Source organism: Pararobbsia alpina (genome assembly GCF_965118125.1).
GTDB classification, from domain to species: Bacteria; Pseudomonadota; Gammaproteobacteria; order Burkholderiales; family Burkholderiaceae; genus Pararobbsia; species Pararobbsia alpina_A.
Map to the genome: position 1 here is coordinate 281,926 of NZ_OZ221288.1, position 21,636 is coordinate 303,561.

18 protein-coding genes and 1 riboswitch are annotated in these 21,636 nt (G+C 61.9%); of the genes, 5 read left to right on the top strand and 13 right to left on the bottom strand.

Going from position 1 to position 21,636, the window contains the following annotated elements:
• Window positions 1–20 precede the first annotated feature (20 nt).
• Window positions 21–4,241: a cobaltochelatase subunit CobN gene (locus ACMFWR_RS19740; RefSeq protein ID WP_413197295.1), complete on the bottom strand. Its 4,221-nt coding sequence runs from the start codon at window positions 4,239–4,241 to the stop codon at window positions 21–23.
• Between the two features lie 126 nt (window positions 4,242–4,367).
• Window positions 4,368–4,589, bottom strand: a riboswitch (cobalamin riboswitch).
• A gap of 249 nt (window positions 4,590–4,838) precedes the next feature.
• Here ACMFWR_RS19740 and ACMFWR_RS19745 point away from each other — a divergent pair.
• Window positions 4,839–5,276 carry a hypothetical protein gene (locus ACMFWR_RS19745; RefSeq protein WP_413196383.1) on the top strand — a complete coding sequence of 146 codons (438 nt, stop codon included), beginning with the start codon at window positions 4,839–4,841 and terminating at the stop codon, window positions 5,274–5,276.
• An 88-nt stretch (window positions 5,277–5,364) separates the two neighbouring features.
• Here ACMFWR_RS19745 and pgm read toward each other — a convergent pair whose 3' ends face one another.
• From pgm to ACMFWR_RS19785, 8 genes are all read right to left on the bottom strand, one after another.
• The gene (gene pgm / locus ACMFWR_RS19750; RefSeq protein WP_413196384.1) at window positions 5,365–7,032 is read right to left on the bottom strand and encodes a phosphoglucomutase (alpha-D-glucose-1,6-bisphosphate-dependent); all 1,668 of its coding nucleotides are present in this window, start codon (window positions 7,030–7,032) and stop codon (window positions 5,365–5,367) included.
• Window positions 7,033–7,325: 293 nt separating this feature from the next.
• Window positions 7,326–8,669, bottom strand: coding sequence for a c-type cytochrome (locus tag ACMFWR_RS19755; protein ID WP_413196385.1), 1,344 nt, complete (start codon window positions 8,667–8,669; stop codon window positions 7,326–7,328).
• A gap of 13 nt (window positions 8,670–8,682) precedes the next feature.
• The gene (locus ACMFWR_RS19760) at window positions 8,683–10,464 is read right to left on the bottom strand and encodes a GMC family oxidoreductase (RefSeq protein WP_413196386.1); all 1,782 of its coding nucleotides are present in this window, start codon (window positions 10,462–10,464) and stop codon (window positions 8,683–8,685) included.
• Between the two features lie 7 nt (window positions 10,465–10,471).
• Window positions 10,472–11,221, bottom strand: coding sequence for a gluconate 2-dehydrogenase subunit 3 family protein (locus ACMFWR_RS19765; RefSeq protein WP_413196387.1), 750 nt, complete (start codon window positions 11,219–11,221; stop codon window positions 10,472–10,474).
• 173 nt (window positions 11,222–11,394) lie between these two features.
• Window positions 11,395–12,936, bottom strand: a complete 1,542-nt coding sequence (locus ACMFWR_RS19770; RefSeq protein WP_413196388.1) for a methyl-accepting chemotaxis protein — start codon at window positions 12,934–12,936, stop codon at window positions 11,395–11,397.
• Between the two features lie 311 nt (window positions 12,937–13,247).
• On the bottom strand, window positions 13,248–14,141 hold the full coding sequence (locus ACMFWR_RS19775) for an NAD-dependent epimerase/dehydratase family protein (RefSeq protein ID WP_413196389.1): 894 nt from the start codon (window positions 14,139–14,141) through the stop codon (window positions 13,248–13,250).
• A 100-nt stretch (window positions 14,142–14,241) separates the two neighbouring features.
• Window positions 14,242–15,171, bottom strand: coding sequence for a LysR family transcriptional regulator (locus tag ACMFWR_RS19780; protein ID WP_413196390.1), 930 nt, complete (start codon window positions 15,169–15,171; stop codon window positions 14,242–14,244).
• 8 nt (window positions 15,172–15,179) lie between these two features.
• Entirely contained in the window at window positions 15,180–15,635 is a 456-nt protein-coding gene (locus tag ACMFWR_RS19785) for a MarR family winged helix-turn-helix transcriptional regulator (protein WP_413196391.1), read from the bottom strand.
• Between the two features lie 174 nt (window positions 15,636–15,809).
• Between ACMFWR_RS19785 and ACMFWR_RS19790 the strand changes: the two genes are divergently transcribed.
• Window positions 15,810–16,148 (top strand): hypothetical protein, encoded by a 339-nt coding sequence (locus tag ACMFWR_RS19790; protein WP_413197296.1) that lies wholly within the window; start codon window positions 15,810–15,812, stop codon window positions 16,146–16,148.
• A gap of 5 nt (window positions 16,149–16,153) precedes the next feature.
• Here ACMFWR_RS19790 and ACMFWR_RS19795 read toward each other — a convergent pair whose 3' ends face one another.
• Window positions 16,154–16,912 carry a class I SAM-dependent methyltransferase gene (locus tag ACMFWR_RS19795; RefSeq protein ID WP_413196392.1) on the bottom strand — a complete coding sequence of 253 codons (759 nt, stop codon included), beginning with the start codon at window positions 16,910–16,912 and terminating at the stop codon, window positions 16,154–16,156.
• 10 nt (window positions 16,913–16,922) lie between these two features.
• Window positions 16,923–17,399 (bottom strand): VOC family protein, encoded by a 477-nt coding sequence (locus ACMFWR_RS19800; protein ID WP_413196393.1) that lies wholly within the window; start codon window positions 17,397–17,399, stop codon window positions 16,923–16,925.
• A 348-nt stretch (window positions 17,400–17,747) separates the two neighbouring features.
• Here ACMFWR_RS19800 and ACMFWR_RS19805 point away from each other — a divergent pair, with 348 nt between their 5' ends.
• The 3 genes from ACMFWR_RS19805 to ACMFWR_RS19815 all read left to right on the top strand — a co-directional run bounded on the left by ACMFWR_RS19805 (window position 17,748) and on the right by ACMFWR_RS19815 (window position 20,423).
• A complete protein-coding gene (locus ACMFWR_RS19805; protein ID WP_413196394.1) occupies window positions 17,748–18,119 on the top strand; it encodes a sugar ABC transporter ATPase in 372 nt (123 codons plus the stop codon).
• A 35-nt stretch (window positions 18,120–18,154) separates the two neighbouring features.
• A complete protein-coding gene (pal, locus tag ACMFWR_RS19810; protein ID WP_413196395.1) occupies window positions 18,155–18,688 on the top strand; it encodes a peptidoglycan-associated lipoprotein Pal in 534 nt (177 codons plus the stop codon).
• 178 nt (window positions 18,689–18,866) lie between these two features.
• Entirely contained in the window at window positions 18,867–20,423 is a 1,557-nt protein-coding gene (locus ACMFWR_RS19815; RefSeq protein WP_413196396.1) for a methyl-accepting chemotaxis protein, read from the top strand.
• 26 nt (window positions 20,424–20,449) lie between these two features.
• Here ACMFWR_RS19815 and ACMFWR_RS19820 read toward each other — a convergent pair whose 3' ends face one another.
• Window positions 20,450–21,232, bottom strand: a complete 783-nt coding sequence (locus tag ACMFWR_RS19820; protein WP_413196397.1) for an IclR family transcriptional regulator C-terminal domain-containing protein — start codon at window positions 21,230–21,232, stop codon at window positions 20,450–20,452.
• Window positions 21,233–21,405: 173 nt separating this feature from the next.
• Window positions 21,406–21,633 (bottom strand): hypothetical protein, encoded by a 228-nt coding sequence (locus tag ACMFWR_RS19825; RefSeq protein WP_413196398.1) that lies wholly within the window; start codon window positions 21,631–21,633, stop codon window positions 21,406–21,408.
• Between the last annotated feature and the right edge of the window lie 3 nt (window positions 21,634–21,636).

Here is a 21,636-nt window from a genome sequence, read left to right on the forward strand (position 1 = left end):
TGGGCTTTGCGAATAGAGGTTCAACGATCGTGGCCGCCGCCTGGCTTCGGCGTCGCGTGACTGTTTTCATCGCGAGCTTCGAGCGCGGCTTCTCCGTCGAGCAGTTGTTGACGCAGCGCGTCCAGCGTACGCGCGTCGGGCTGCTCCCACATGCCGCGCTGAGCCGCTTCGAGCAGACGCTCAGTGATCGCCCGTAGCGCCCACGGGTTGCTCTCATTGAGGAACTGGCGCACGTCTGCGTCGAGCACATACGCTTGTGACACGTCTTCATACATCCAGTCGTCGAGAATGTCGGCGGTCGCGTCGAAGCCGAACAGATAATCGACCGTGGCATTGAGTTCGAGTCCGCCCTTGTAGCCGTGCTTGCGAATGCTCTCGATCCATTTCGGATTGACGACGCGCGAGCGGAACACGCGTAACGCCTCTTGCTTGAGGTCGCGCACGCGAGGATTCGAAGGGTCGTGGGTATCGCCGAAATAATGGCGCGGGCGATGTCCGGTCAGACCCTGGATCGCCGCGATCATGCCGCCGTGAAACTGGAGGTAGTCGTCGCTATCGAAGATATCGTGTTCGCGATTGTCCTGGTTGTGCAGTGCGACTTCGACACCCGCAAGGCGGGTACGGAATGCGTCGTGGGCTTCGGCGCCATATTCGCCGCGCGTGTAGGCGTAGCCGCCCCATTCGACATAGGCGCGTGCGAAGTCGTCGCGGGTCTGCCAGTTCTGCTCCTGGATCAGCGGCAGAATGCCAGCGCCGTAGCTACCGGGCTTGGCGCCGAAGATCCGGTACAGCGCGCGCCGTTCAGCGATGTCGACCGGCTTTTGCGCACGAATGTCTTCTTGCAGCTCTTCTAGGAAGTGCTTGCGGACGTAGTTCGACTCGACGGGTTCGTCGAGATGGGCGACATGGCGGATCGCGTCGTCGACCAGCGCGATCAGGTGCGGAAAGGCGTCCCGGAAAAATCCGCTGATACGCAGGGTCACGTCGATGCGCGGCCGGCCGAGTTCGGCAAGCGGAATCACGCTGAAACCCGTGACGCGTCGGCTTTCGGATTGCCAGTCGGGGCGTACCCCGAGTAGCGCAAGCACCTCGGCGATATCGTCGCCGTGCGTGCGCATAGCGCTCGTGCCCCATACGCTGATGCCGATCGACTCAGGGTAATGTCCGCTTTCGTCGAGATGCCGGCGCAGAACTTCATTGGCGAGGCCTTCACCGATATTCGAGGCCGCCATCGATGGAATGGCGCGCGGGTCGACCGAATAAAAGTTGCGGCCGGTCGGCAGCACGTGCGCCATGCCTCGCGTCGGCGCGCCACTGGGGCCTGCGGGGATATAGCGCCCGTCGAGGCCGTCGAGTAAATGCTCGATTTCGTCGCGGGTTTGCGAGAGATGCGGCATCAGCGTGGTCGAGATGAAGCGGAGCACGTCGCGAAGCGCGGGTGACGCGTGCCGGCGAAGGACATCGGAGACGACGGTGTCGATCTCGGCGATGGCGTACCCATGCGTGTGCCATGCGGCGATCAAACTGCGCCCGATGGCCAGCACGGCGTCAATGGCATCGGCGTGCGTGACGACAGGGCGATCGATCAGCGCTTCGAGCGCCAAAGCAGGCGAGCTGAGCCGCGCACCTTTATCTTCCTGAAGCGCGACCCAGTCGAGTTCATACAGATGCGCGAGGGACTCGGGCAGGCTCGGCGCATCGAGATTTGGAATCCGTGTGAGCGCGCCGAGCAGGTCGATGAGCACGTCGCCCTGGGGCACGTTGCCGAGTGTATGGAGTCCGTCGCGAATCTGGGCCGCACCCAGCTCGCAGAGATAGCCGTCGAGGTCTTCGATCAGATGGGCAAAGTCGCTGCCCGCCATGTCGGTGAGCATGGCCGGCATCTCGCCGTGCGCATGCGGCTCGTCGTGCTCGTGCGTATGGGCGTGGTCATGCGTGTGCGCAGGCGCGTGGGCGTGTTGATGCTCATGGTTGTGATTGTGGCCATGCGCGTGTTCGTGCCTATGCCCATGTTCATGCTCGTGGTCATGGTCATGTTCGTGATCGTGATCGTGATCGTGCGCGCCCTTATGCGAATGCTCGTGCCCATGCGAATGATCATGCCCATGAGCATGGTGGTGGGCATGGTCATCTTCATGGTCATGCTCGTGATGGTGATCATGCCCATGGTGGCCATGGTGGTGATCATCATCGTCATCATGATGATGATGGTGATGCAGCAGTTCGAGATCCGAATCGAGCTTGGCTTTGCGGATCAGATCCCAGATCTGCTGCTGAAGCAGCGGAAGCTTGACGGGGTCGAGCGCTTCGACCTGGTAGTACTCGTCGACAAGCTGCACGAGTTCCGCGAGCGGGCCGTAGGTATCGGCGCTCGTCATCGGCGGCATCAGATGGTCGACGATGACCGCGTGTCCGCGACGCTTGGCCTGCGAGCCCTCGCCGGGGTCATTGACGATAAACGGGTAGAACAGCGGCATATCCGCGAGGAATGCATCGGGGAAGCATTCGCTCGACAGCCCGATGCCTTTGCCGGGCAGCCATTCGAGCGTGCCGTGCTTGCCGACGTGAACAATCGCATCCGCCTGCCATACGTCGCGGATCCAGCGATAGAACGCAAAGTAGTGATGCGTCGGCGCGAGGTCGGGCTGATGGTAGATCTCGTCGGGATCCATGCCGTAGCCGCGGGGCGGCTGGAGCGCGACAAACGCGTTGCCGAACGCCATGCCCGCAATCATCAGATCGCCATGCGCATCAACATACGCCTGGCCGGGTGCTTCGCCCCATTGATCGACCATGCGAGAACGCGGTGCAGCGGGCAGCGTTTCGACCCAAGCCTGATAGTCGGCACGGCGTACGTGTGTGGCGTCACGCATTTGGGTGTCGGTCAGGTAGTCCTGGTCGTAGCTGCCGCGGTCAATCAACTGCGCCATCAATGCATCACTCGACGCCGGCAACCCCTCGATGCGGTAGCCGCGATCCTGCATCGCTTGCAAGATCGTCATCAGCGACGCGGGGGCATCGAGCCCAACCGCGTTGCCGATTTGCGCGGCCTTGCCGCTCGAATTCGTAAAGACAAAGGCGATGCGTTTGTCGGCCGCAGGCTTCTTGCGCAGCGCAGCGAGCCGCAGTGCGAGCGCCGCGGTCTGCTCGACGCGATCGGGGATGACTTCGTAGTAGCTGGTGTCGGAGGTCGTTGTCGAACCGCTGGCGGCAAGCTCACGCGTTTCACGCGAAGGGGCCTTGAACGACACGGGCACGCCGATGATCCGTCCGTCGAACTCGGGCAGCGCCACATTCATCGCCGTATCGAGCGGGCTGAGCCCGCGTGGCGATTGCGCCCATTGCGCGTGGGTCATGCCACTCGTGATGGCTTGCAGGACCGGCACGCCGAGTCGTTCAAACACATTGGCCCCGGCATGCGCGGAGCGGGCCGGACCATCGACGGTCGTATCGCCGATCGCGAACGAGGTCGTGTTGATCAGCAGATCGACGCCGCCCGCACGTTCGAACAGGTTCAGCGCGAGCGGAAAGTCCCTGTCGTCGACTTCACGCAGCGAATGCGTGAACACGGGCAGCACATCGGCGCCGCGTGCTTCGAGCGCATCGACGAGGGCATCGATGAACCCGACGTTGCCGCTCGTCCAGTGCGCGCGATAGAACAGCAGCCCGATCGCGGGGCGCGACGCGTCGCGCACGTCTCGAAAGGCGTCAAGCGCCTGTTCGGCCGCAATGCCGCGCAGGTAGACGCCGTGCTCGGGCAGGGGCTTCGGCGCTTCGTAGCCGAGCGTGGTCAGCCAGAGCCGGTCCGATGCATAGCGCAGCGAGTGGGCGATGTTGTCGATGCCGCCTGCGAGCCAATACGCGTTGATATCCCGCACGATATCGGTCGGGACGTTCGACAGCCGGTCGAATTCCGGATCGGTTTCTCCCGTTCCGCTCAACACAATGAGTGCGATGCCGCGGGCTTGCGCATGATGCGCCAGCGTCGCAAGGCCCGGCACTTCGTCGGCACGGCCGAGCACACGGGCCACCACGATCGAATCGGGGCCAAGCGCTGAATCCATCCACGCGTGCATTGCGTCGGATGTCGACACCGTTTGAAGTGGTACGGTGGAAATGGCCAGATCGGCTTCGGCTCGAACGAGCGCGGGCATCGCGAGCCGGAGGGTCGTGAGATCGGTGTCCGCATGCGACAGCAGCACGAGTTGGCGCGTCGCAGGCACGGTGGCGGCAGTGGTCATCAGGTCGAAGCGCGTCAGCGTCAGGCCGCGACAGAGTGTCGGTGGCGTGGCGTCATGCGCCGTTGTCCGTCCCCCGCGGACTCGGCGGTCGGCGATCGCGGTCACTGGAGAATCCAGCACCCCGCGGGAGTCGCCCCTTGCGTTGGCCGGTATCCGGGCTGGCGATCATGACTTCATTCGCCTTCCCGCGGATGCAGTGGCTATGGAATGAAGCGGGCCAACTCACATCGACCGGATCGCTTACCGTTGCGGGGGCAGCACAGGTTGGCATCGTCGGACACATCCTGTTTCCCGTTGAACTGCACGCACCGGACGGCGCGCGCGAGCACCAAACGCGCCGCAACGATAGCATAGGCCGCTCAAAAGCAGACGACCCGCGACTCGAATAAGTGGTGAAGCGCGGCGCGCGATGACGTCGGATCGTCGAAGTCAGACAAAACTGAACGGCAAACCTCCGCAGTCCGATAGCAGCCAAGATTGTCTATGCGCTAATATTTTTCGAGTTCTCTTGAAATCATTTCTGTGATCCTGGGTTGCAATAAAAAGGCCTCTCGGATCATTAGCCAATCTACGCCAATATATATATTTGAGGTTGATATGACTGATTTCAATGAATTAATTAAAAGGTCTCTTTCGATTGTCAACGAAAGCTATGCGCAAGCGAAGGGGGATGTGGAGGGGGTCATCGAGCGCATCGATTTTTCGTTAAGAGACAATGCTGGTGATCATTTCGCGCTTGTTTTTGCCGAGTTCGCTTCCAGTCTGAAGGGGGTTGTATTTCGTGTTCATCTTGATACGGATGTTTATAATCCGCAAAGTGAGTTGGTTACCATCGTTCACATGAGGATTTTATCGACAGGTTATCCTATCGAATTAGGGGAAATCAATCGAAATACCGGCTTGTTTTCTGCGGGTGGAAATGCGCTTTCGAGTGTGCAGGATGTTGAGGAGTACTTTGCTGATCAATTATCAAATCCCAATTCGGCTCTGATTCAGGCTATTGGGTTTGCGCTTCGCAAAAAAATGAGCAAATGAAAGCGGCGGCGCTATTCAGACACGTCAAGTCTGAAAGCTGCCGCCGGGTGGTTCGCCGTGTACAACTGTCGGACAGCCGAAGTACGAGTCAGCTTCCCAGCGCCGCGTCGACCAGCGTCTGTGCTTCGGCGATCACGCGCTGCAAATGCTCGGGACCGTTGAAGCTTTCCGCATAAATCTTGTAGATGTCTTCCGTGCCGGAGGGACGTGCTGCAAACCACGCGTGTTCGGTCACGACCTTGAGACCGCCGATCGATGCGTTGTTCGCGGGCGCCGTCGTGAGCACCGACGTGATTTTCTCTCCGGCCAGTTCCGACGAGCGGACCTGATCGGGAGACAGGGCACCGAGTTTTTTCTTCTGTGCGGGCGTGGCGGGTGCGTCGATCCGATCCGCTGCCGGCGCACCGAATTCATTCGCGAGTTCCTGATAAATCTGCGCGGGGTCGCGCCCGACTCTGGCGGTCATTTCAGCCGACAGCAAGGCGGCCGAGATGCCGCATTTGTCCGTCGACCAGACGGTGCCGTCGCGACGCAGGAACGATGCGCCGGCGCTTTCTTCGCCGCCAAAGCCGAGCGAGCCGTCGGCCAGGCCGGGTGCAAACCATTTGAAGCCCACCGGGACTTCATACAGCGTGCGGCCGAGCTTGTGCGTCACGCGATCGATCATGCTGCTGCTGACGAGTGTCTTGCCGACGGCCGCTTCCTTGCGCCACTGCGGGCGATGGCTGAACAGGTAGTAGATCGCAACTGCCAGATAGTGGTTCGGCGGCATCAGGCCTGCACTCGGCGCGACAATGCCATGGCGGTCGTGGTCCGTGTCGCAGGCAAAGGCGATGTCGAACTTGTCCTTGAGCTCGACGAGGCTGCGCATCGCATACGGCGACGACGGATCCATGCGGATCTTGCCGTCCCAGTCGGCCGTCATGAAACGGAAGGTCGGATCGACTTCGTCGCTCGTGATCGTCAGATCGAGCTTGTAGCGCTCGGCGATGGGCCCCCAGTAATGCACGCCGGCGCCGCCGAGCGGATTGACGCCCATGCGAATCTTCGAATCGCGCAGGATGTCCATGTCGATGACGTTCGCCAGGTCGGCGACGAACGCCGAAACGAAGTCATGCCGATGGGTTGTCGAGGCCCGCACGGCGCGCTCGAACGGCATTCTTTTGACCTCGTTGAGTCCGCCTTCGAGCAGCACATTCGCGCGCTGCTCGATCCACTTGGTCACGTCCGTATCGGCAGGCCCGCCGTTGGTCGCGTTGTATTTGAAGCCACCGCTGTCGGGCGGATTGTGCGACGGCGTGATGACGATGCCGTCGGCAAGCGCGGTCGTGCGGCCCTTGTTATACGTCAGGATCGCGTGTGAGATGGCGGGCGTCGGCGTGTACTCGTCGCCCTCGGCCACCTGAACTTCCACGCCATTGGCGGCCAGTACTTCCAGCGCACTCACGTAAGCCGGGTACGACAGGGCATGCGTATCGATGCCGATGAACAGGGGGCCGTCGATGCCCTTGTGTACCCGGTAGTCGCACACCGCCTGGCTGACCGCGAGGATATGCGACTCGTTGAAGGTACGCTCGAACGACGAACCGCGATGACCCGAGGTCCCGAATGCGATGCGTTGCGTGGCAACGGACGGATCGGGGCGTTCAGCGTAGTAAGCGGTAATGAGTTTCGGGAGATCGACGAGGCCGGACGGCGGGATCAGCTTCCCGGCGCGTGGATCGACCTTGCGTGCAGGATCGGACGGGGCGTTCATGGCGTCTCCTGTCGTTGACGCGTCCGGCACTCGGGGGCGGCCGGAACGGCTGGGCTGCAACTGCCCGACAGGCTACCACTAAAGAGTGGCAGAAGGCGACATCGCCTGTTTGCGGGCCGCCGTGCCGAAGTCTCCCGCGTCATCGTCGTGTTCGTGCCCGCGAGCGCAGGTACGGGCTTGATGCCGTTCGCTCGTGTATCGGGTCTTGCGGGCCGGTCAGCGTTCGAGAGCCAGGCCCGCATAGCGAGCCCGGCAACCTGGTCCTACGTGGAGTCGTGCAGTCAGTCCAGCGGTCAGGGCGTCTGCGTGCCCGAAGCCGCCGCCGCCGCGGTTGTGGCCAGATGCGCACGCACGTCCCGCACGGCATCCGCCGTCACTGGTGCAGCGTGATTGCCCCAGCTCGAGCGCGCGAACGTCGCGAGCGCGGCGACTTCCTCATCGCTGTAGCGCCAGCCGAACGGCGGCATCGCCAGTCTCGACGGCGCGGTCTCGGTCGAGGGCAAGCGCGAGCCGTTGAGAATCACGGCGATCAACGAGTCCGGGTGCGCTGCAAGCACCATCGGGTTGTTGGCCAGCGACGGGAACACGCGCGGTGCGCCTTCGCCGTTCTGACGATGGCAAGCCGCGCAGCTGTCGAGATAGACGCGAGCACCGGTGGCATTGGCCTGGCCTGCGCGAATCGATTCGACGGTCGACTCGTCGTGCGCGTACGCCGGCGTGCCATCGTTCTTCCCGCGAGCGGCGGCAAAGCTCTTCAAGTACACCGCGATCGCATGGAGGTCGGCATCGGCCAGATACTGCGTGCTGTTTTCGACCACTTCACCCATCGGGCCCGTGACCGCCGAATGCGGCGTGCGTCCCGTCTTGAGCAGCGCGACGATGTCCTGCTTCGACCAGTCGCCAAGCCCCGAGCCCTTGTCGCCGCGCAGATTGATTGGCGACGTATCGTCGAGCCGCGAGCCGGACAGGTAGTCGGGGCCGTGCTCGGTCAGCGCAAGCTCCTGAAACGCAGCGCCGCGCGGTGTATGACAGGTGCCGCAGTGACCGAGCCCCTGCACAAGATAGGCCCCCCGGTTCCATTCGACGCTCTTTGAAGGATCAGCGACGAAACGCGTATCGTCGTGAAACGCCTTGTCCCAGAACGCGAGCGGCCAGCGCACGCTCAGCGGCCATGCGATATCGCTCTTGCGATTGGCCTGCGTCGAGGGGGCGACCCGTGTCGTGAAGTACGCATAGAGATCCTTGAGATCGTCGTCGCCGACCTTCGCGTAGGCCGTGTAGGGCATGGCCGGATAGAGGCGCGAGCCATCTGCGGCGACGCCCTCACGCATGGCGCGTACGAATGCTTCGAACGACCAGTTGCCGATGCCGTGCGTGCCATCCGACGTGATATTGCTCGAATAGACGGTACCGAGCGGCGTCGGGAACGGTACGCCGCCGGCGAACGGCTCGCCGCCCTTGGCGGTATGGCAGGCCATGCAGTCGCCCGCGCGCGCGAGGTATTCGCCGTGCACGGGATCGCCCGCGCGTTGTGCGGCTTGTGCATCGATCACGACGGCCGGCTTGGGCCATGTCGCCGCCCAGAGGCCGCCGACCACGATGACGGCGAAGGCCATCAAAACCAATAACTTGCGCATGAAGTTCTGCTCCTTAAGCCTGGACCATCGGTTGGCCGGGGTTCTTCAGGTATTGCGAGCGAATGTTGCTGGCCGCCCAATAGGCGAGGCCACCGACCAGGCCGGTCGGGTTGTAGCCGATGCCGTGTGCAAAGGTATTCGCGCCGAGCACAAATACATTGGGCACGTCCCAGCTCTGCAGATACTTGTTGACCGCGCTGGTCTTCGGGTCGGCGCCCATCGCGGTGCCGCCGCAGACGTGCGTGCTCTGATACTCGCGCGTATCCCAGTGATCGCCGCGCTTGAGAATGCGGCCCGAGATGCTCTTGGGTTTCATCGCGTGGCCGATGTCCATCATCTTTCCGGCGATGTATTCCGACGCCCGCATATCGTTGTCCTGCCAGTCGAGCGTGACGCGCAACAGCGGCTCGCCGTAGGCGTCCTTGTATGTCGGGTCGAGGTCGGCGAAACAGGCGCGATACGCAAGATTGCTGATCTGCGATTCGATCCGGCCGCTGTGCTGGAAGTTGTCGACCACGGCCTGCTTCCACTGCGTGCCCCATTTGGGCGTGCCCTTGGGCAGCGGCACACCGCGGACCGGGCCGTTCCCGGTCTGGCGACCCCAGATGATCCCGCCGCCGATAAAGCCGAGCTGGCTGTGATCGAAGTTGTCGGCGTTGAATTCCTCGATGGCTTGTCCGCCACCGCCTGCACCCATGAACTGGTTGATGTAGACGTCCTTGTCCCAGAACAAATTGACGCTGTTGAGCACCTGGTAGCAGAAGTTGCGGCCGATCACGCCTTCGTTCTTTTCCGCGTCGTACGGCTGCCCGATCTTCGACGACAGCATCAGGCGAATGTTGTGAAGCTGGAACGCAGCAAGCACGACCATCTCGGCGGGCTGGAACACTTCATTGCCTTCGGCATCGATATAGGTGACGCCGATCGCCTTTTTGCGGGTGTCGTCGAGTTCGACGCGCACGACGTGCGAGTTCACGCGGAGCTCGAAATTCTTCTTGCGCAGCAGCGCCGGAATGATCGCGGTCTGCGGCGACGCCTTCGAGTAGTTCAGGCAACCGTAGTCGCTACAGAAGCCGCAGAAATTGCAGGGCCCGAGCTGGCAGCCGTATTCGTTCTGCCACGCGCCCGACGCATTGCCTGCAGGCAGCGCGAAAGGCTTGTAGCCAAGCTCGCGCGCCGCGGTCGCGAACAGCCGGCCGGTCGGATGATCGGGCAGGGCGGGCAGCGGATATTCGCGCGAACGGTATGCTTCAAACGGATTGCCGGCGTTAGCGGGCACACCCTTGATATTGCCGGCCTTGCCCGACGTGCCGCAGACGTACTCGAAGCGATCGAAGTGCGGCTCGAGTTCGTCGTAGGTGACGCCCCAGTCCTGGAGATTCATGCCTTCAGGAATGAATTTCTCGCCGTAGCGTTCCTTCGTGTGGCTATACAGGCGCAGCTCGTCGGGCATCACGCGCGACTGCACGCCGGACCAATGTGTGCCGGCGCCGCCGACGCCTTCACCCGGCTTGAATGAGCCGAACTGACGATACGGCAATGCGGTGTCGTCTTTCGTATGGCGCGCCGTGACCGTGGTCTTGGCAAGGTTTTGCAGCAAGGCCTGTCGCGCGGAGTACTTCACCTCGTCGACGATCTGCGGGTACGCAAAATCGGGGATCGTGTCGCGATTGTCGCCACGTTCGAGCGCCACGACGTCGAGGCCCGCGTTGCACAGCTCGATCGCCATGATCGAGCCCGTCCAGCCGAAGCCGATGATGACCGCGTCGACGGATTTTTTCTTGATGGTTGCCATGGTGCGCTCAGCCTCGCTTGCCGTAGAGGCTCACAGGTGCATAGGGATAGGGCTTCGATTCGCCAACCCACTCGACGTAGTCGGCGCGCACGCCGGGGTAGCCGATCATCTTCCACGCGGCCATATCCTTGTTGCCGCCGTGCATGGGGTCGCAGAAGTAGCCTTCCATCGTGGTCTTGAGCAGGAAGCCCGAGAAGAACGTCTTCATCTTGAAGTCGTCCTTGATGTCGCCGGCTTCCATCTTTTTGAGGAAGTCGACTTGCTCGGGCTTGGAAAGCTCGGCGAACGTCTTGTTGCCGAAATGGCTGCGGCAGTAGGCGTTGATCGCACGGATGCCGAGCCGGAATTGTTCCTTTGGTGTGAGTTTCGACTGGTAGCCGAACTCAGGCTCGCCCGACTGGAACGGGCCGGACATGTACCAGCGCGACGCGTCGCCGTATGGCGACTGAAGCTGGCGGTCGATGTATTGCGGCACACCGAGTTCGACCGCGCCGGGGCCGACATGGTCTTTGGGGATCAGGCAGTCGCACGCGGCATTGATGAACGCCCATTCGTCGGGCGTAAAAAAGCCGGGCTGATAGTTGTCGACGGCAGGTGCGTTCGGCGGTGGTGCGGAACGCGCGAGGTCATCGGGCGTGGGGCGCATGACCGCGGCCGTGGCGCCGACAGCGGCCAGCGGGGCAATGGCGATCGTGCCCTTGAGGAACGAACGCCGGCCGTTTGCAGTGGGGCGCTCGTCGTGATCGTGGGAGGACATGTTCGATGCTCCTGTAGGTTCAAGAGTCAATGAATCGGGTTTTTGTTTGAGGCTCAGGCATGAAATGCACCCACCACGGATACCTTTGTCTCATTCGAGTCCTCCGACGGATGCTGGCATCGCATCGGGCGACAGATCGATCGGGACGAACGGATCACGTGGCGGTTTCTGCATCAGGCAAGGCGGAACACGTTGACCGTGTTGCTCAGGCGTTCCGATTGCTGGTCGAGCGCTTGCGCTGCGGCGGTCACTTGTTCGACGAGCGCGGCGTTTTGCTGCGTGACTTCGTCCATATGCGTGACCGCGACGTCGACCTGTTCAATGCCGGATTGCTGCTGTTCGGTTGCCGTGGCGATCTCGTTCATGATCGAGGTCACGCGCTGCACGGCCGTTTGCAGTTCGGCCATGGTCGTGCCTGCCGACGACACGAGACCGGCGCCCGTCGAGACGGTATTGACCGACGCGGCGATGAGTTCCTTGATTTCCTTCGCCGCGACCGACGAGCGTTGGGCGAGCGAGCGGACTTCGGATGCGACGACAGCAAAGCCGCGACCCTGTTCGCCGGCGCGCGCCGCTTCGACCGCTGCGTTGAGCGCGAGGATGTTGGTCTGAAACGCGATGCCTTCGATGATCGCGGTGATGTCGGAGATCTTCTTCGAGCTGGCGTCGATTTCGCCCATGGTGTCGACGACCTGGCGGACCACATCACTGCCGCGTACGGCGACGTTCGTCGCATTCGCGGCAAGCGCGCTCGCCTGACGTGCGTTGTCGGCGTTGTGTTTCACCGTCGCCGTGATCTCGTTCATGCTCGCGGCCGTTTCCTGCAGCGAGGCGGCCTGTTCTTCGGTGCGCGAGGACAGGTCGATCATGCCGGCAGCGATTTCGCGCGTCGAGGTCGCGACAGACTCGCTGCCGCTGCGCACCGTACCGGTGACCGACATCAGCCCCTGGCGCGTCTTTTCAATGCTGGTCAGCAGCACGCCCATCTCGTCTGAGCGAGCGGCGACGACCGGGCGGCTCAGATCGCCGGCGGAAATGGCATCGAGACTGGTCATCGCGTAGTCGAGCGGCGTCATGATCGCGCGGCGCAGTGATACCCAGCCCCAGAACGCGGCGGCCAGGCCGACGACGATCATTGCAATGCTCACCATCTGGAAGGTGTGGAAGCTCGATTCGGCTTCGTCGTAGCGCTCTTTTGCGTTTTCGAACAGCTTGTCTTTCATCTTGCCGTTCGCCGCGCTCATCTTGCTGTAGAGATCGCTGAGCTGGGTCATGGCGATCTTGTCGACCGAGGCGGTGTCGCCCGATTCGAGCGCGTGCGTGAATGCAGTGACGGCATCGCGCATGGCGGTGCGGCGCTGCGTGGTGTCGGCGATCAGCGGCAGCTCGTCGTCTTCGTGCGGCTGGGCCACGAATTTGGCCCACCACGCATCCGAATCCTTGAAGAAGCCGGCCGCGCGGCTCAGTTGCCCTGCGACGGAAGGATCGTCAGGATGCAGCGCGACGCGGTCGAGTACCAGGCGCGTACGCGCGATGTAGATCTCGGCGTTGTCGATGTTGGTCGCGGCGGCGAGCTTGTTGCCGTAGGTGTCGCGATTGGCGCGATTGGCCTTGCTCGTGCTGATCATGCCGAGCACGCCCGCAAGCGTAAGAAGAAGCGCAAGCAGCGCCACCGTAAAGGCTAGGCGCGTGCGAATGGTCAAGTTCGTCGTCATTGTTCTCCGCCCCTAGGGGCGGTTCCTGATTGGCTGGCAGATGACATTCTGGTATCGGGTATACCAAAAGTCTTATCGTCAACCTGACAGAAACCTTTAGGCGTAATTAAGCAACAACTGAGGAACGTATTGTTTCTTTTGGAATAATTCTTTGAATGAAGAAATGTTTATATTTATTTCAAAGGTGGTTTAGCTTAGATCGCTAAACAAATGAATGTCGGCGGTGAACGGAAAAAGGGCGCCGCAGCGAAGCGGCGCCCCCTACGGCCTGGATCGGATTGTCGATGGATGGCTTTTGGTATACCAAAAAATTAGCGAATGTCGGTCTTGATCCAGTTCAGAACATCGGGCGCTTCAGGCTTCCATCCGAGCAGGCGACGTGCTCGCTCGCCGCGCACGCGACTGTTCGAACCGAGGCCGTAAGAGGCCATCTCATAGCCCCATTCCTCGATGGCGGCCTCGATCGGCCAGTCATGCGAAGCGTCCAGGCCGAGTTGATGCGCCAGGGCGTTGGCCATCTCGGCGAACGACGCCTCGCCGTTCTCGACGAAATAGAACATGCCTGCCGGCGTGCCTTCGAGGGCCAGTCGATAGAGCTCGACCACATCGCGGATATGCACGTTCGACCAGATATTGCGACCGCGTCCGACGTGCCGCATTACGCCGCTCTTTTTGGCCTGCCGGATCAGACGGGGCAACTGCACGCTTTCGCGCGGCAAGCCGAGGCTGTGTCCGTAGATCAGCGTGTTGCACAACACGGCGGAACGTACCCCTTGCTCGGCGGCGCCGAGCACCAGCGCGTCGATGGCCACGCGCGCGGCTTTGTCGGGAGTGGGCGCGGGCAGGGTGTCCTCGTGATAGACAGCGTCGGTGCCTTCGCCCTTCGAGTTATCGCCGACGAGGCTCGATCCGCTGGTGTGCAGCAAAGGCTTGCCCGAGCCCTTGAGGCCTTCTATCAACGCTTCGACCGCGCCGCGGTGATCGCTGCTGGCGGCGTTGACGACGCCGTCTGCGGCGCTGGTCTGCGCGATCAGCAATGCACGGTCGTCGAGCGTGCCGACCACGGGCGTGATGCCGAGCTCGCGCAGTGCGGCCGCTTGCTCGTCGCTGCGCACGAGGCCTGTCACCTCGTGCCCGGTGTGCTTGAGATGTGTGGCGATTGAACTGCCGATATAGCCTGCTGCGCCTGTGACAAAGACTTTCATCGTGAACCTGCCTTGCTGTTTGCCGTGTAAGTGCGATGGATTATCCGCACGGTCCGGCGCACGGCAACGGGGTCAGGCTCAATTGATTTTTGACTTGAAATCAAGAATCCGCCGGCCGGCGCGCCGATATCAGGAATTCCGGAAGCGATTCGAACAGTGAGGCAACCCAGTCGCAGAACGTCCGGATCCGGATCGACGGATGCTTGCTCTTCGCATAGACGATATAGATCGGCTTGGGCTGCGGATTCCAGTCGGTGAGGACTTCGCGCAGTGCACCGCTTTGCAAATGCGACGCGGCTTCATAGAGCGTGGGCTGAATGAGTCCGAGTCCTTCGACACCGCACGTCAGATAGGCTTCGGAGTCGTTGACGCTGACAATGCCGTGCATATTGACTTCATGGAGCCTGCCGTCGGTCGTAAAGATCCAGGGCGCAGAGCGGCCACCGTGCGCGCGAAAGTTGACGGCGCGGTGGTCGGCCAGCGACTCGAGATCGTCGGGCTCGCCGTGCCGGGCCAGATATTCGGGGGCAGCGCATGTGACGCGCTTGAGCACGCCGATACGACGGCCGATCAGCGACGAATCCTCGAGCGGACCGACGCGGATCATGCAATCGAGCCCTTCCTCGACGAGATCGACCCGGCGGTCCGACAAGCTGATATCGAGCTTGATGTCGGGGTACTCCTGATGGAAGGTCTTGAGCGCGGGGATCACGAGCTGCCGTCCGAGCGACACCGACATATGCACGCGCAGGCTGCCTTCGGCTTTGCGCGCGCCGTGCTGGAAATAGGCGTCGGTCTCGGCAATGTCCGCGATGATGCGGGCGCAATGCTCGTAATAGGCTGCACCCTCGGGCGTGATTGAAATCCGCCGTGTCGTCCGGTGAATCAGCCGCACACCGAGCCGGGCCTCGAGATTCTGGATGGTCGTGGTAACGCTCGCTCGCGGCATGGCGAGTTGCTCCGCGGCGCGTGTAAAGCTGTTGGCGTCCACGACGCGCGTGAAGACCTCCATGGCTTGAACGTGGTCCATGCTGTGCCTCAGTGACCGCGCCGCTGATCGACGCTGATAGCGTGTTCGATGGCATTGAGTACGCGCAGGGTGACGGCGATGTCCTGCGCGCTGATGTGCTTGAGCCGCTGCGTGCGCAGTGCGCTCAGCGCGGCTTCGATCCGCGCGCAGACGTCGCGTCCGGTGTCCGTCAGCCAGATCCGGTTCGCACGTCCGTCCACCGGGTCGTCTTCACGCCGCACGAGGCCGGTGATCGCGAGCCGGTCGAGCAAGCGCACGAGTGACGGCCCTTCAATGCCGATATGTTCGGCGAGCGCGACCTGACGCACGCCCTCTCCGAGTCGGGCAATGGAGAGCAGGGGCATGGCGCAGGCGTCGGATACGCCAAATCCCGACACGGCGCGATGCGATACGCGTCGCCATTGGCGCGCTACGCGCATGATTGCGCCGGTCATGGTCAGTCTGAGGTGGTCGATATCGTGCATTGCGCCTCTGCGGTTCGTCGGTTCAACAATGCAGCGCGAATGAACCTTAAAAGGCCGATTTGCGTGCTGCTGACGGTAGAACAGCTTATGCGCGGCTGGTATTCCAACGGCGTGCGGAATGATTTCGCATGGGGGGCGGCGGAGGCGCCGGCGGGAGATGTTAGGCTCTGCGCCATGTCCGCGCGCAAATCCTCCCGCCATCACTACTACGTCTACGTGGTCGAGCTATCGCCGCGTGTGTGGGATGAGGCGCGCTTTCGCAAGGCAAATCCCGACTATGTATATGGCAAGCCTTGCGTGTACGTCGGCATGACCGGCCTCGATCCGGATCTGCGCTTTGACAAGCACAAGGCCGGGATCCAGTCGAACCGCTATGTGTTTGACTACGGATTGCGGCTGATGCCGGAGCTCTACGAGGTCTACAACCCCATGCCTTATCGGGCGGCCCAGGAGATGGAGGTTGAACTGGGGATCGGGCTGCGGGAAAGCGGTTACGGGGTCTGGCAGGCGTAGCCGTGCTAGGCAGCGCTTGCCGCGGGTTCGATCCGTCGACGGCAGATCAGCAGCACTTCGTCGACATGCGTCGTGTCGAGCAAGCCGTCCACAAGGATCAACGGCTTCTGAAAGTACATGCCGATCGGCATCAGCACGCGGTTATAGAGCCAGTTCGCAAAGCGCGGATGATGCGTCAGGCCCCAGACACCGAAGTCCAGCAAGCGCGACGATTCCGGCTGCATGCCGTAGACCGCGCTACGTTCGATCGTGAGCCCGTGCGTGGCGAGCAGCGTCAACAGTTGCGCAGGTTCATAACGCCGGCGATGGCCGACGTAGTCGTCGAACGACGTCCACCGCGACGGATGCAAGGGCACTGACATCAACACCGTCGCATCGGGCCGGGCGACGCGTACGAGTTCGCGCAGCGCACTGTCGTCGTCGTCGACGTGTTCGACGATATCCAGTGCGCAGACAAGGTCGAACTGGCCGTCCTCGAACGGCAGCGCGGCGATCTGGCCTTCGACCGCATCGGCGCCGCGCCGCGTCAATGCTCGTATTGCAGGCTCGCTGAGGTCGACGAACTTCGAACCGTCCAACGGGAGTCGCGGACGAAGCCCGGGCGCGACTTCAAGCCGGTCCGGCGCCGAGCCGAGCAGCGATTCCACGATGGGCCATGTATTGAATCGCTCGGGATCGACGAGTGATGCCGACGACCAGAGTGCGTCGTAGAACTGACGATTGGCGTCGATCAGCTGTGCATCGGATCGAAAGAGTTCGCTCATGAGGTTGTCGTCATGCTCGTGTAGTGCCTGTCGTTGTCGGCGTCGTCGCGGGTGTCGTCGAACCTGTGACAGCCTCGTTTGGGTTGAGCAGTCTCGCAAAGCTGAGCTCGTGCCCATCGGGATCGCTGATATGGAAATAGCGCTCGCCCCATGGCGCGTCGCTGGGTACCCGGCTCGGTAACAGACCGGCGTCGCGTGCTTTGCGGTACATCGCATCGACGTCCGACACATGAATGATCAGCCGCCCCCACCAATTCACCGGGCCATGTGTCTCTGCGATGATGTTCAGAAACGACGGCCCGCACGCGAGCGTCGTGAAAGCGGCCTGAGCGTCGCCATGCCTGATTTCGAAGCCCAACGCGCAGTAGAAGTCGACTGAGCGGCGCATATCGCGCGTGGCCAGCGTGACGGCGCTGAGTCCTTCGATGGTGATCGCGTCGCTTGTGATTGCGTCAATCACTGCGCCTGAAGCGTTGGACTGAGCCATGGAATCGCCTCCCTCGTGCCATGTGCCGGGGACGACGGCTTAAGCGCAGCGTCACCCGGTCCGTCATAATGCTTTGGTATGTCTCGTGGTTTGAATTCTCGATACCAGCGCGACGAATGCTTAACGAGTTGCAACAGGCGCATGCAGCAAGCGTGCTGCGGCGAGTGTAGCGCTGGTTTTTGAATTGTGACGAGCGCGCTTACATCCGCTCACGAATGAGCGATTGAAATTCGCGGTGACACGGCGCAGCTTGACGCACGCGGCGGCGTACTAGCCGCGATGCGCGTGTCATAGGACAATCCCGATTCGAAACGCGTTTTCCCATGAATGTGCCGGTGTAATTGATTAATGACAAAGACGTTACTCGTACCTGCCGCATCGACGGTGCTGCTGACCCTTGCGACGCTTGCCGGCTGCTCGAGCCCCGGTCTGCCTCCTCCCGGTTCCGCGAGTTCGGGCCTTGGCGGCACGGCGCCGATGATCTATGTGCAATCCGCGCGCCAGCCCGATGACATTACGAGCTGCTTGCAGGATCGTGCATCGAGCTTGCGTGCGGCGAACCTCGGCAATGCGATCCAGCTGGGTGACGGCCATGACTGGCTGATCACGTTGACGCCGTCGCGCGGTGGCTCGACCGTCGCTGTGCAGAAGGCGGCCAATGCGTCGGATCGGATTCCCGAGCCGGAAATGCGTTTTGATATCGCACGTTGCACGACGTAGTGGTTGGGGCTTGTTTAAAGGAGATGGGGAATCCGATGACGCTTTCGCGTTCCACGTTGTGTGTTGCGGCGCTCGTCATGGCGTTAAGCGCCTGTCACAAGGTGTCGCTCGACGAAAAGTCGGGTGCCGCGAGTTCCGCCAGTGCGGCTGCAGGTGCGACGAGCGCCATGCCGGGCTCACCCGTCAGCTCGACTCAAGTCGGCTCCGATCCGCTCAAGGATCCTTCGAGCCCGCTCGCCAAACGCAGTCTGTACTTCGACCTCGACAGCTACAGCGTCAAACCGGAAGCGCGCGATATTCTTGCGGCGCACGCCAAGTATTTGCTTGCGGATCCGAAGCGGCGTCTGCTGATTCAGGGCAATACGGATGAGCGCGGCACGACCGAATACAACCTTGCGCTTGGGGAGCGGCGTTCGGAGGCTGTCGCTCAGACGCTCAAGACGATGGGCGTGCCCGATTCCCAGCTCGAGGCGGTCAGCCTGGGCAAGGAAAAGCCGCTGGTCGACGGGCATGACGAGCAGGCGTGGTCGCAGAACCGCCGTGCTGACCTGGTCTATGAAGCGCGCTGAGCGGTATTCGTCTTTAACGTCAAATCGGTAAAAAATCCGACGAAACGTGTAAAAAATGCTTTAAAAGGTTCAGATCGTTCAGTGACCGCCGTAAACAAGTCAGAGGCAGCGCGGCCCTGCTGCCGCAGGGAAAGCCAACGTTTACGGCGCCGGATATCGGCGGGGATGCTGAACAAAAATGAAGTTGTCCTTGAAGCAAAAGCTGTGGAGCATCGTCGCTCTGCTGTGGGTGTCCCTGATCGTGATGGTCATCACGATTGCAGTCATGTCGCGAGTATCCCTGCTACGGGAACGTAAAGCGGTACTGAGTGAGCAAACGCAAGTCGCCATGGGTATCGTGGCGCATTTCCAGAAGCTGGCGGAAAGCCACGCCATGCCGGCTGACGAGGCCAAGCACCAGGCCATCGCGACCCTGCGGGGCTTGCGCTACGGCGACGACCACAGCGGTTATTTCGGCATCTACGATTCGCAGGTGAATGCGGTGCTGGTGCCCGCGAAGCCTGAACTCGAAGGCAAGAGTCAGCAAGGCCTGGTCGACCCGAACGGTGTGCATATTGCACAAGAGATCGTGAAGAGTTCTTCGCCGGGCGGCGACCATTTCAGCAGCTACGTCTGGCCCAAGCCCGGGCACGATGAACCCGTGGGCAAGATCACCTATGCGGACTCCGTACCCGAATGGGACTGGCACCTGTTCACGGGCGCCTATACCGACGATATCGACGACGCTTTCCACGCAGTGCTGCTGCGTGACCTGCTGATCGTCGGCATCATTGCGGCCGCGTTGACGGCTGGCATGCTCTGGCTGATTCGAAGCATTCGTACGAGCCTCGGTGGCGAGCCGGAATACGCCGCCGAGATTTGCCGGCAAATCGCGTCGGGCGATCTGACTGCGCGCTTCCAGTTGTACCCGAGCGACTCGAGCAGCCTGTTGTTCGCCATGAGCCAGATGCAGCGTCAGCTCACTGAGACGGTCGGTCGCATTCAGCTGTCGGCGGATTCAATTACGTCGGGGGCGAACGAGATCGCGGCAGGCAATGCCGATCTTTCGCAACGTACCGAAGAGCAGGCTTCGGCGCTTGCCGAGTCGGCATCGTCGATGGAAGAACTCACGGCGACCGTCAAGCTCAATGCAGATAACGCCGTGCAGGCAAGCCAGCTTGCATTGAGTGCATCGTCGACCGTCGCGGACGGCGGCAAGGTCGTCGACGAAGTCGTGCAGACGATTGTCTCGATCGCCGAAAGCTCGAAGAAAATCGAGCAGATCATCAGCGTGATCGACGGCATCGCGTTCCAGACCAATATCCTGGCGCTCAATGCCGCCGTCGAGGCAGCGCGTGCGGGCGAGCAGGGGCGTGGTTTTGCCGTGGTCGCGGCTGAAGTCCGTTCGCTCGCGCAGCGCTCGGCGACTGCGGCCAAGGAAATCAAGGGGCTGATCGATGCGTCGGTGTCGAACGTCTCTCGCGGTCAGTCGCTGGCGGGCGAGGCCGGTGCCTCGATGCAGGCGATCCTGCAATCGGTGAAGCGCGTGACCGACATCATGGGCGAGATTTCCGCGGCATCGACCGAACAAAGCACGGGCATCGGTCATGTGGGTGTCGCGATCGCGCAAATGGATACGGTCACGCAGCAAAACGCGGCATTGGTCGAGCAAGCGACTGCGGGCGCAGCTTCGCTGGCTGAACAGGCCAACACGCTCAAGGACGCCGTGTCGGCATTCCGTCTTAGCACCGTGTAAGCGTCGTCGTGGTGTCGATGATCACGTCACAGCACGTTGATCATCGACACTGCTGTCTCCTGCAAATGCGGCAATACGCGCGCAATCGCGCGCTCGGTCGATTCGCGGCTCATCGGCATATTCGTGCTCAATGCCGCGACGACGTCACCGTGCCGGTTCTTAAGTGGCACCGCAATCCCCCGCACCCCGATCTGTAACTGTTGCTCGATCACGGCAAAGCCGTCGATGCGTGCCTGCCGGATCGCCTGATAGAGGCGATCGCGATTCGTCACCGTGTGCGGAGTGAACGGTGTGAGCTGCGTCGACTCGAGCCATTCGCGAACTGCGTCTTCACCCGGCTGATGGGCAAGCAGCATCACGCCCGGAGACGTCAACGGCGCGGGCACGCGAGCACCGAGCACGAAACCCGTCGTCATCACACGGTTCGTGCCGTTGCGCGCGATAAAGACGAGTTCCCAGTCATCGAGCACGCTGACGTAGCACGACTCCTCGATGGTCGCGCTGAGTTGCTGCAAAAACGGCTGGACCATGCGCGGCAGCCGCGCCGAGTCGAAATACGACCAGCCGACGCGCAGCACGCGCGGCGTCAGACCGAAGTACTTCCCATCGCTGTACGTATAGCCCAGATGCTCGAGCGTGAGCAGGTACCGCCGCGCGGCTGTGCGCGTGAGACCGGTGCGTTCGGCCGCCTGGGTCGGCGTCATGCGGGGCATCGCATCGTCGAAGGCCTCGAGAATGGCGAGGCCTTTTTCGAGGCCGGCGATCCAGTCGCGGCGATCGAGTTCGGGACGGGTAGGTCGCGTGGTCATCGTGCAAACTCTCCTGCGGCGCGCGTTATGCGAACCGCCTGGGGCGATTATCGAACCGCGCGCCGGACTGCAAGACCTCTCGTTAACCCTTGTTTGCAACGATGATCGAACGTATCGGAGCGCTGAGCGGACACAGGCGCGCGATGATTCGTTGTCGTTCTGGCGTCTCGCTTCTAAGCTAGGTTCACCTCTTTCACGACATTGCCGTGAAGCGCCATGCCGGTGTACAACGATCGAAGCGAGCCCGAAGCGAGCACGGTAACAAGGCTTGGCTCGATACCGGCTGCGCGGGCATGTGTGGGTTGCGTTTCGCGTGCGCGGATTTCTTCGCGTGTGCGGATTCCGATGACGAGCAGCCCATGACCTGCGCACACCATGACGACGACCTGGATCGTGGACAAGGG

Bases quoted from the DNA above. Each gene is read 5' to 3' on its own strand.
- ACMFWR_RS19740 (WP_413197295.1), bottom strand. From the start codon at position 4,241: ATGACCACTGCCGCCACCGTGCCTGCGACGCGCCAACTCGTGCTGCTG.
- ACMFWR_RS19745 (WP_413196383.1), top strand. From the start codon at position 4,839: ATGACTGATTTCAATGAATTAATTAAAAGGTCTCTTTCGATTGTCAAC.
- pgm (WP_413196384.1), bottom strand. From the start codon at position 7,032: ATGAACGCCCCGTCCGATCCTGCACGCAAGGTCGATCCACGCGCCGGG.
- ACMFWR_RS19755 (WP_413196385.1), bottom strand. From the start codon at position 8,669: ATGCGCAAGTTATTGGTTTTGATGGCCTTCGCCGTCATCGTGGTCGGC.
- ACMFWR_RS19760 (WP_413196386.1), bottom strand. From the start codon at position 10,464: ATGGCAACCATCAAGAAAAAATCCGTCGACGCGGTCATCATCGGCTTC.
- ACMFWR_RS19765 (WP_413196387.1), bottom strand. From the start codon at position 11,221: ATGTCCTCCCACGATCACGACGAGCGCCCCACTGCAAACGGCCGGCGT.
- ACMFWR_RS19770 (WP_413196388.1), bottom strand. From the start codon at position 12,936: ATGACGACGAACTTGACCATTCGCACGCGCCTAGCCTTTACGGTGGCG.
- ACMFWR_RS19775 (WP_413196389.1), bottom strand. From the start codon at position 14,141: ATGAAAGTCTTTGTCACAGGCGCAGCAGGCTATATCGGCAGTTCAATC.
- ACMFWR_RS19780 (WP_413196390.1), bottom strand. From the start codon at position 15,171: ATGGACCACGTTCAAGCCATGGAGGTCTTCACGCGCGTCGTGGACGCC.
- ACMFWR_RS19785 (WP_413196391.1), bottom strand. From the start codon at position 15,635: ATGCACGATATCGACCACCTCAGACTGACCATGACCGGCGCAATCATG.
- ACMFWR_RS19790 (WP_413197296.1), top strand. From the start codon at position 15,810: ATGTCCGCGCGCAAATCCTCCCGCCATCACTACTACGTCTACGTGGTC.
- ACMFWR_RS19795 (WP_413196392.1), bottom strand. From the start codon at position 16,912: ATGAGCGAACTCTTTCGATCCGATGCACAGCTGATCGACGCCAATCGT.
- ACMFWR_RS19800 (WP_413196393.1), bottom strand. From the start codon at position 17,399: ATGGCTCAGTCCAACGCTTCAGGCGCAGTGATTGACGCAATCACAAGC.
- ACMFWR_RS19805 (WP_413196394.1), top strand. From the start codon at position 17,748: ATGACAAAGACGTTACTCGTACCTGCCGCATCGACGGTGCTGCTGACC.
- pal (WP_413196395.1), top strand. From the start codon at position 18,155: ATGACGCTTTCGCGTTCCACGTTGTGTGTTGCGGCGCTCGTCATGGCG.
- ACMFWR_RS19815 (WP_413196396.1), top strand. From the start codon at position 18,867: ATGAAGTTGTCCTTGAAGCAAAAGCTGTGGAGCATCGTCGCTCTGCTG.
- ACMFWR_RS19820 (WP_413196397.1), bottom strand. From the start codon at position 21,232: ATGACCACGCGACCTACCCGTCCCGAACTCGATCGCCGCGACTGGATC.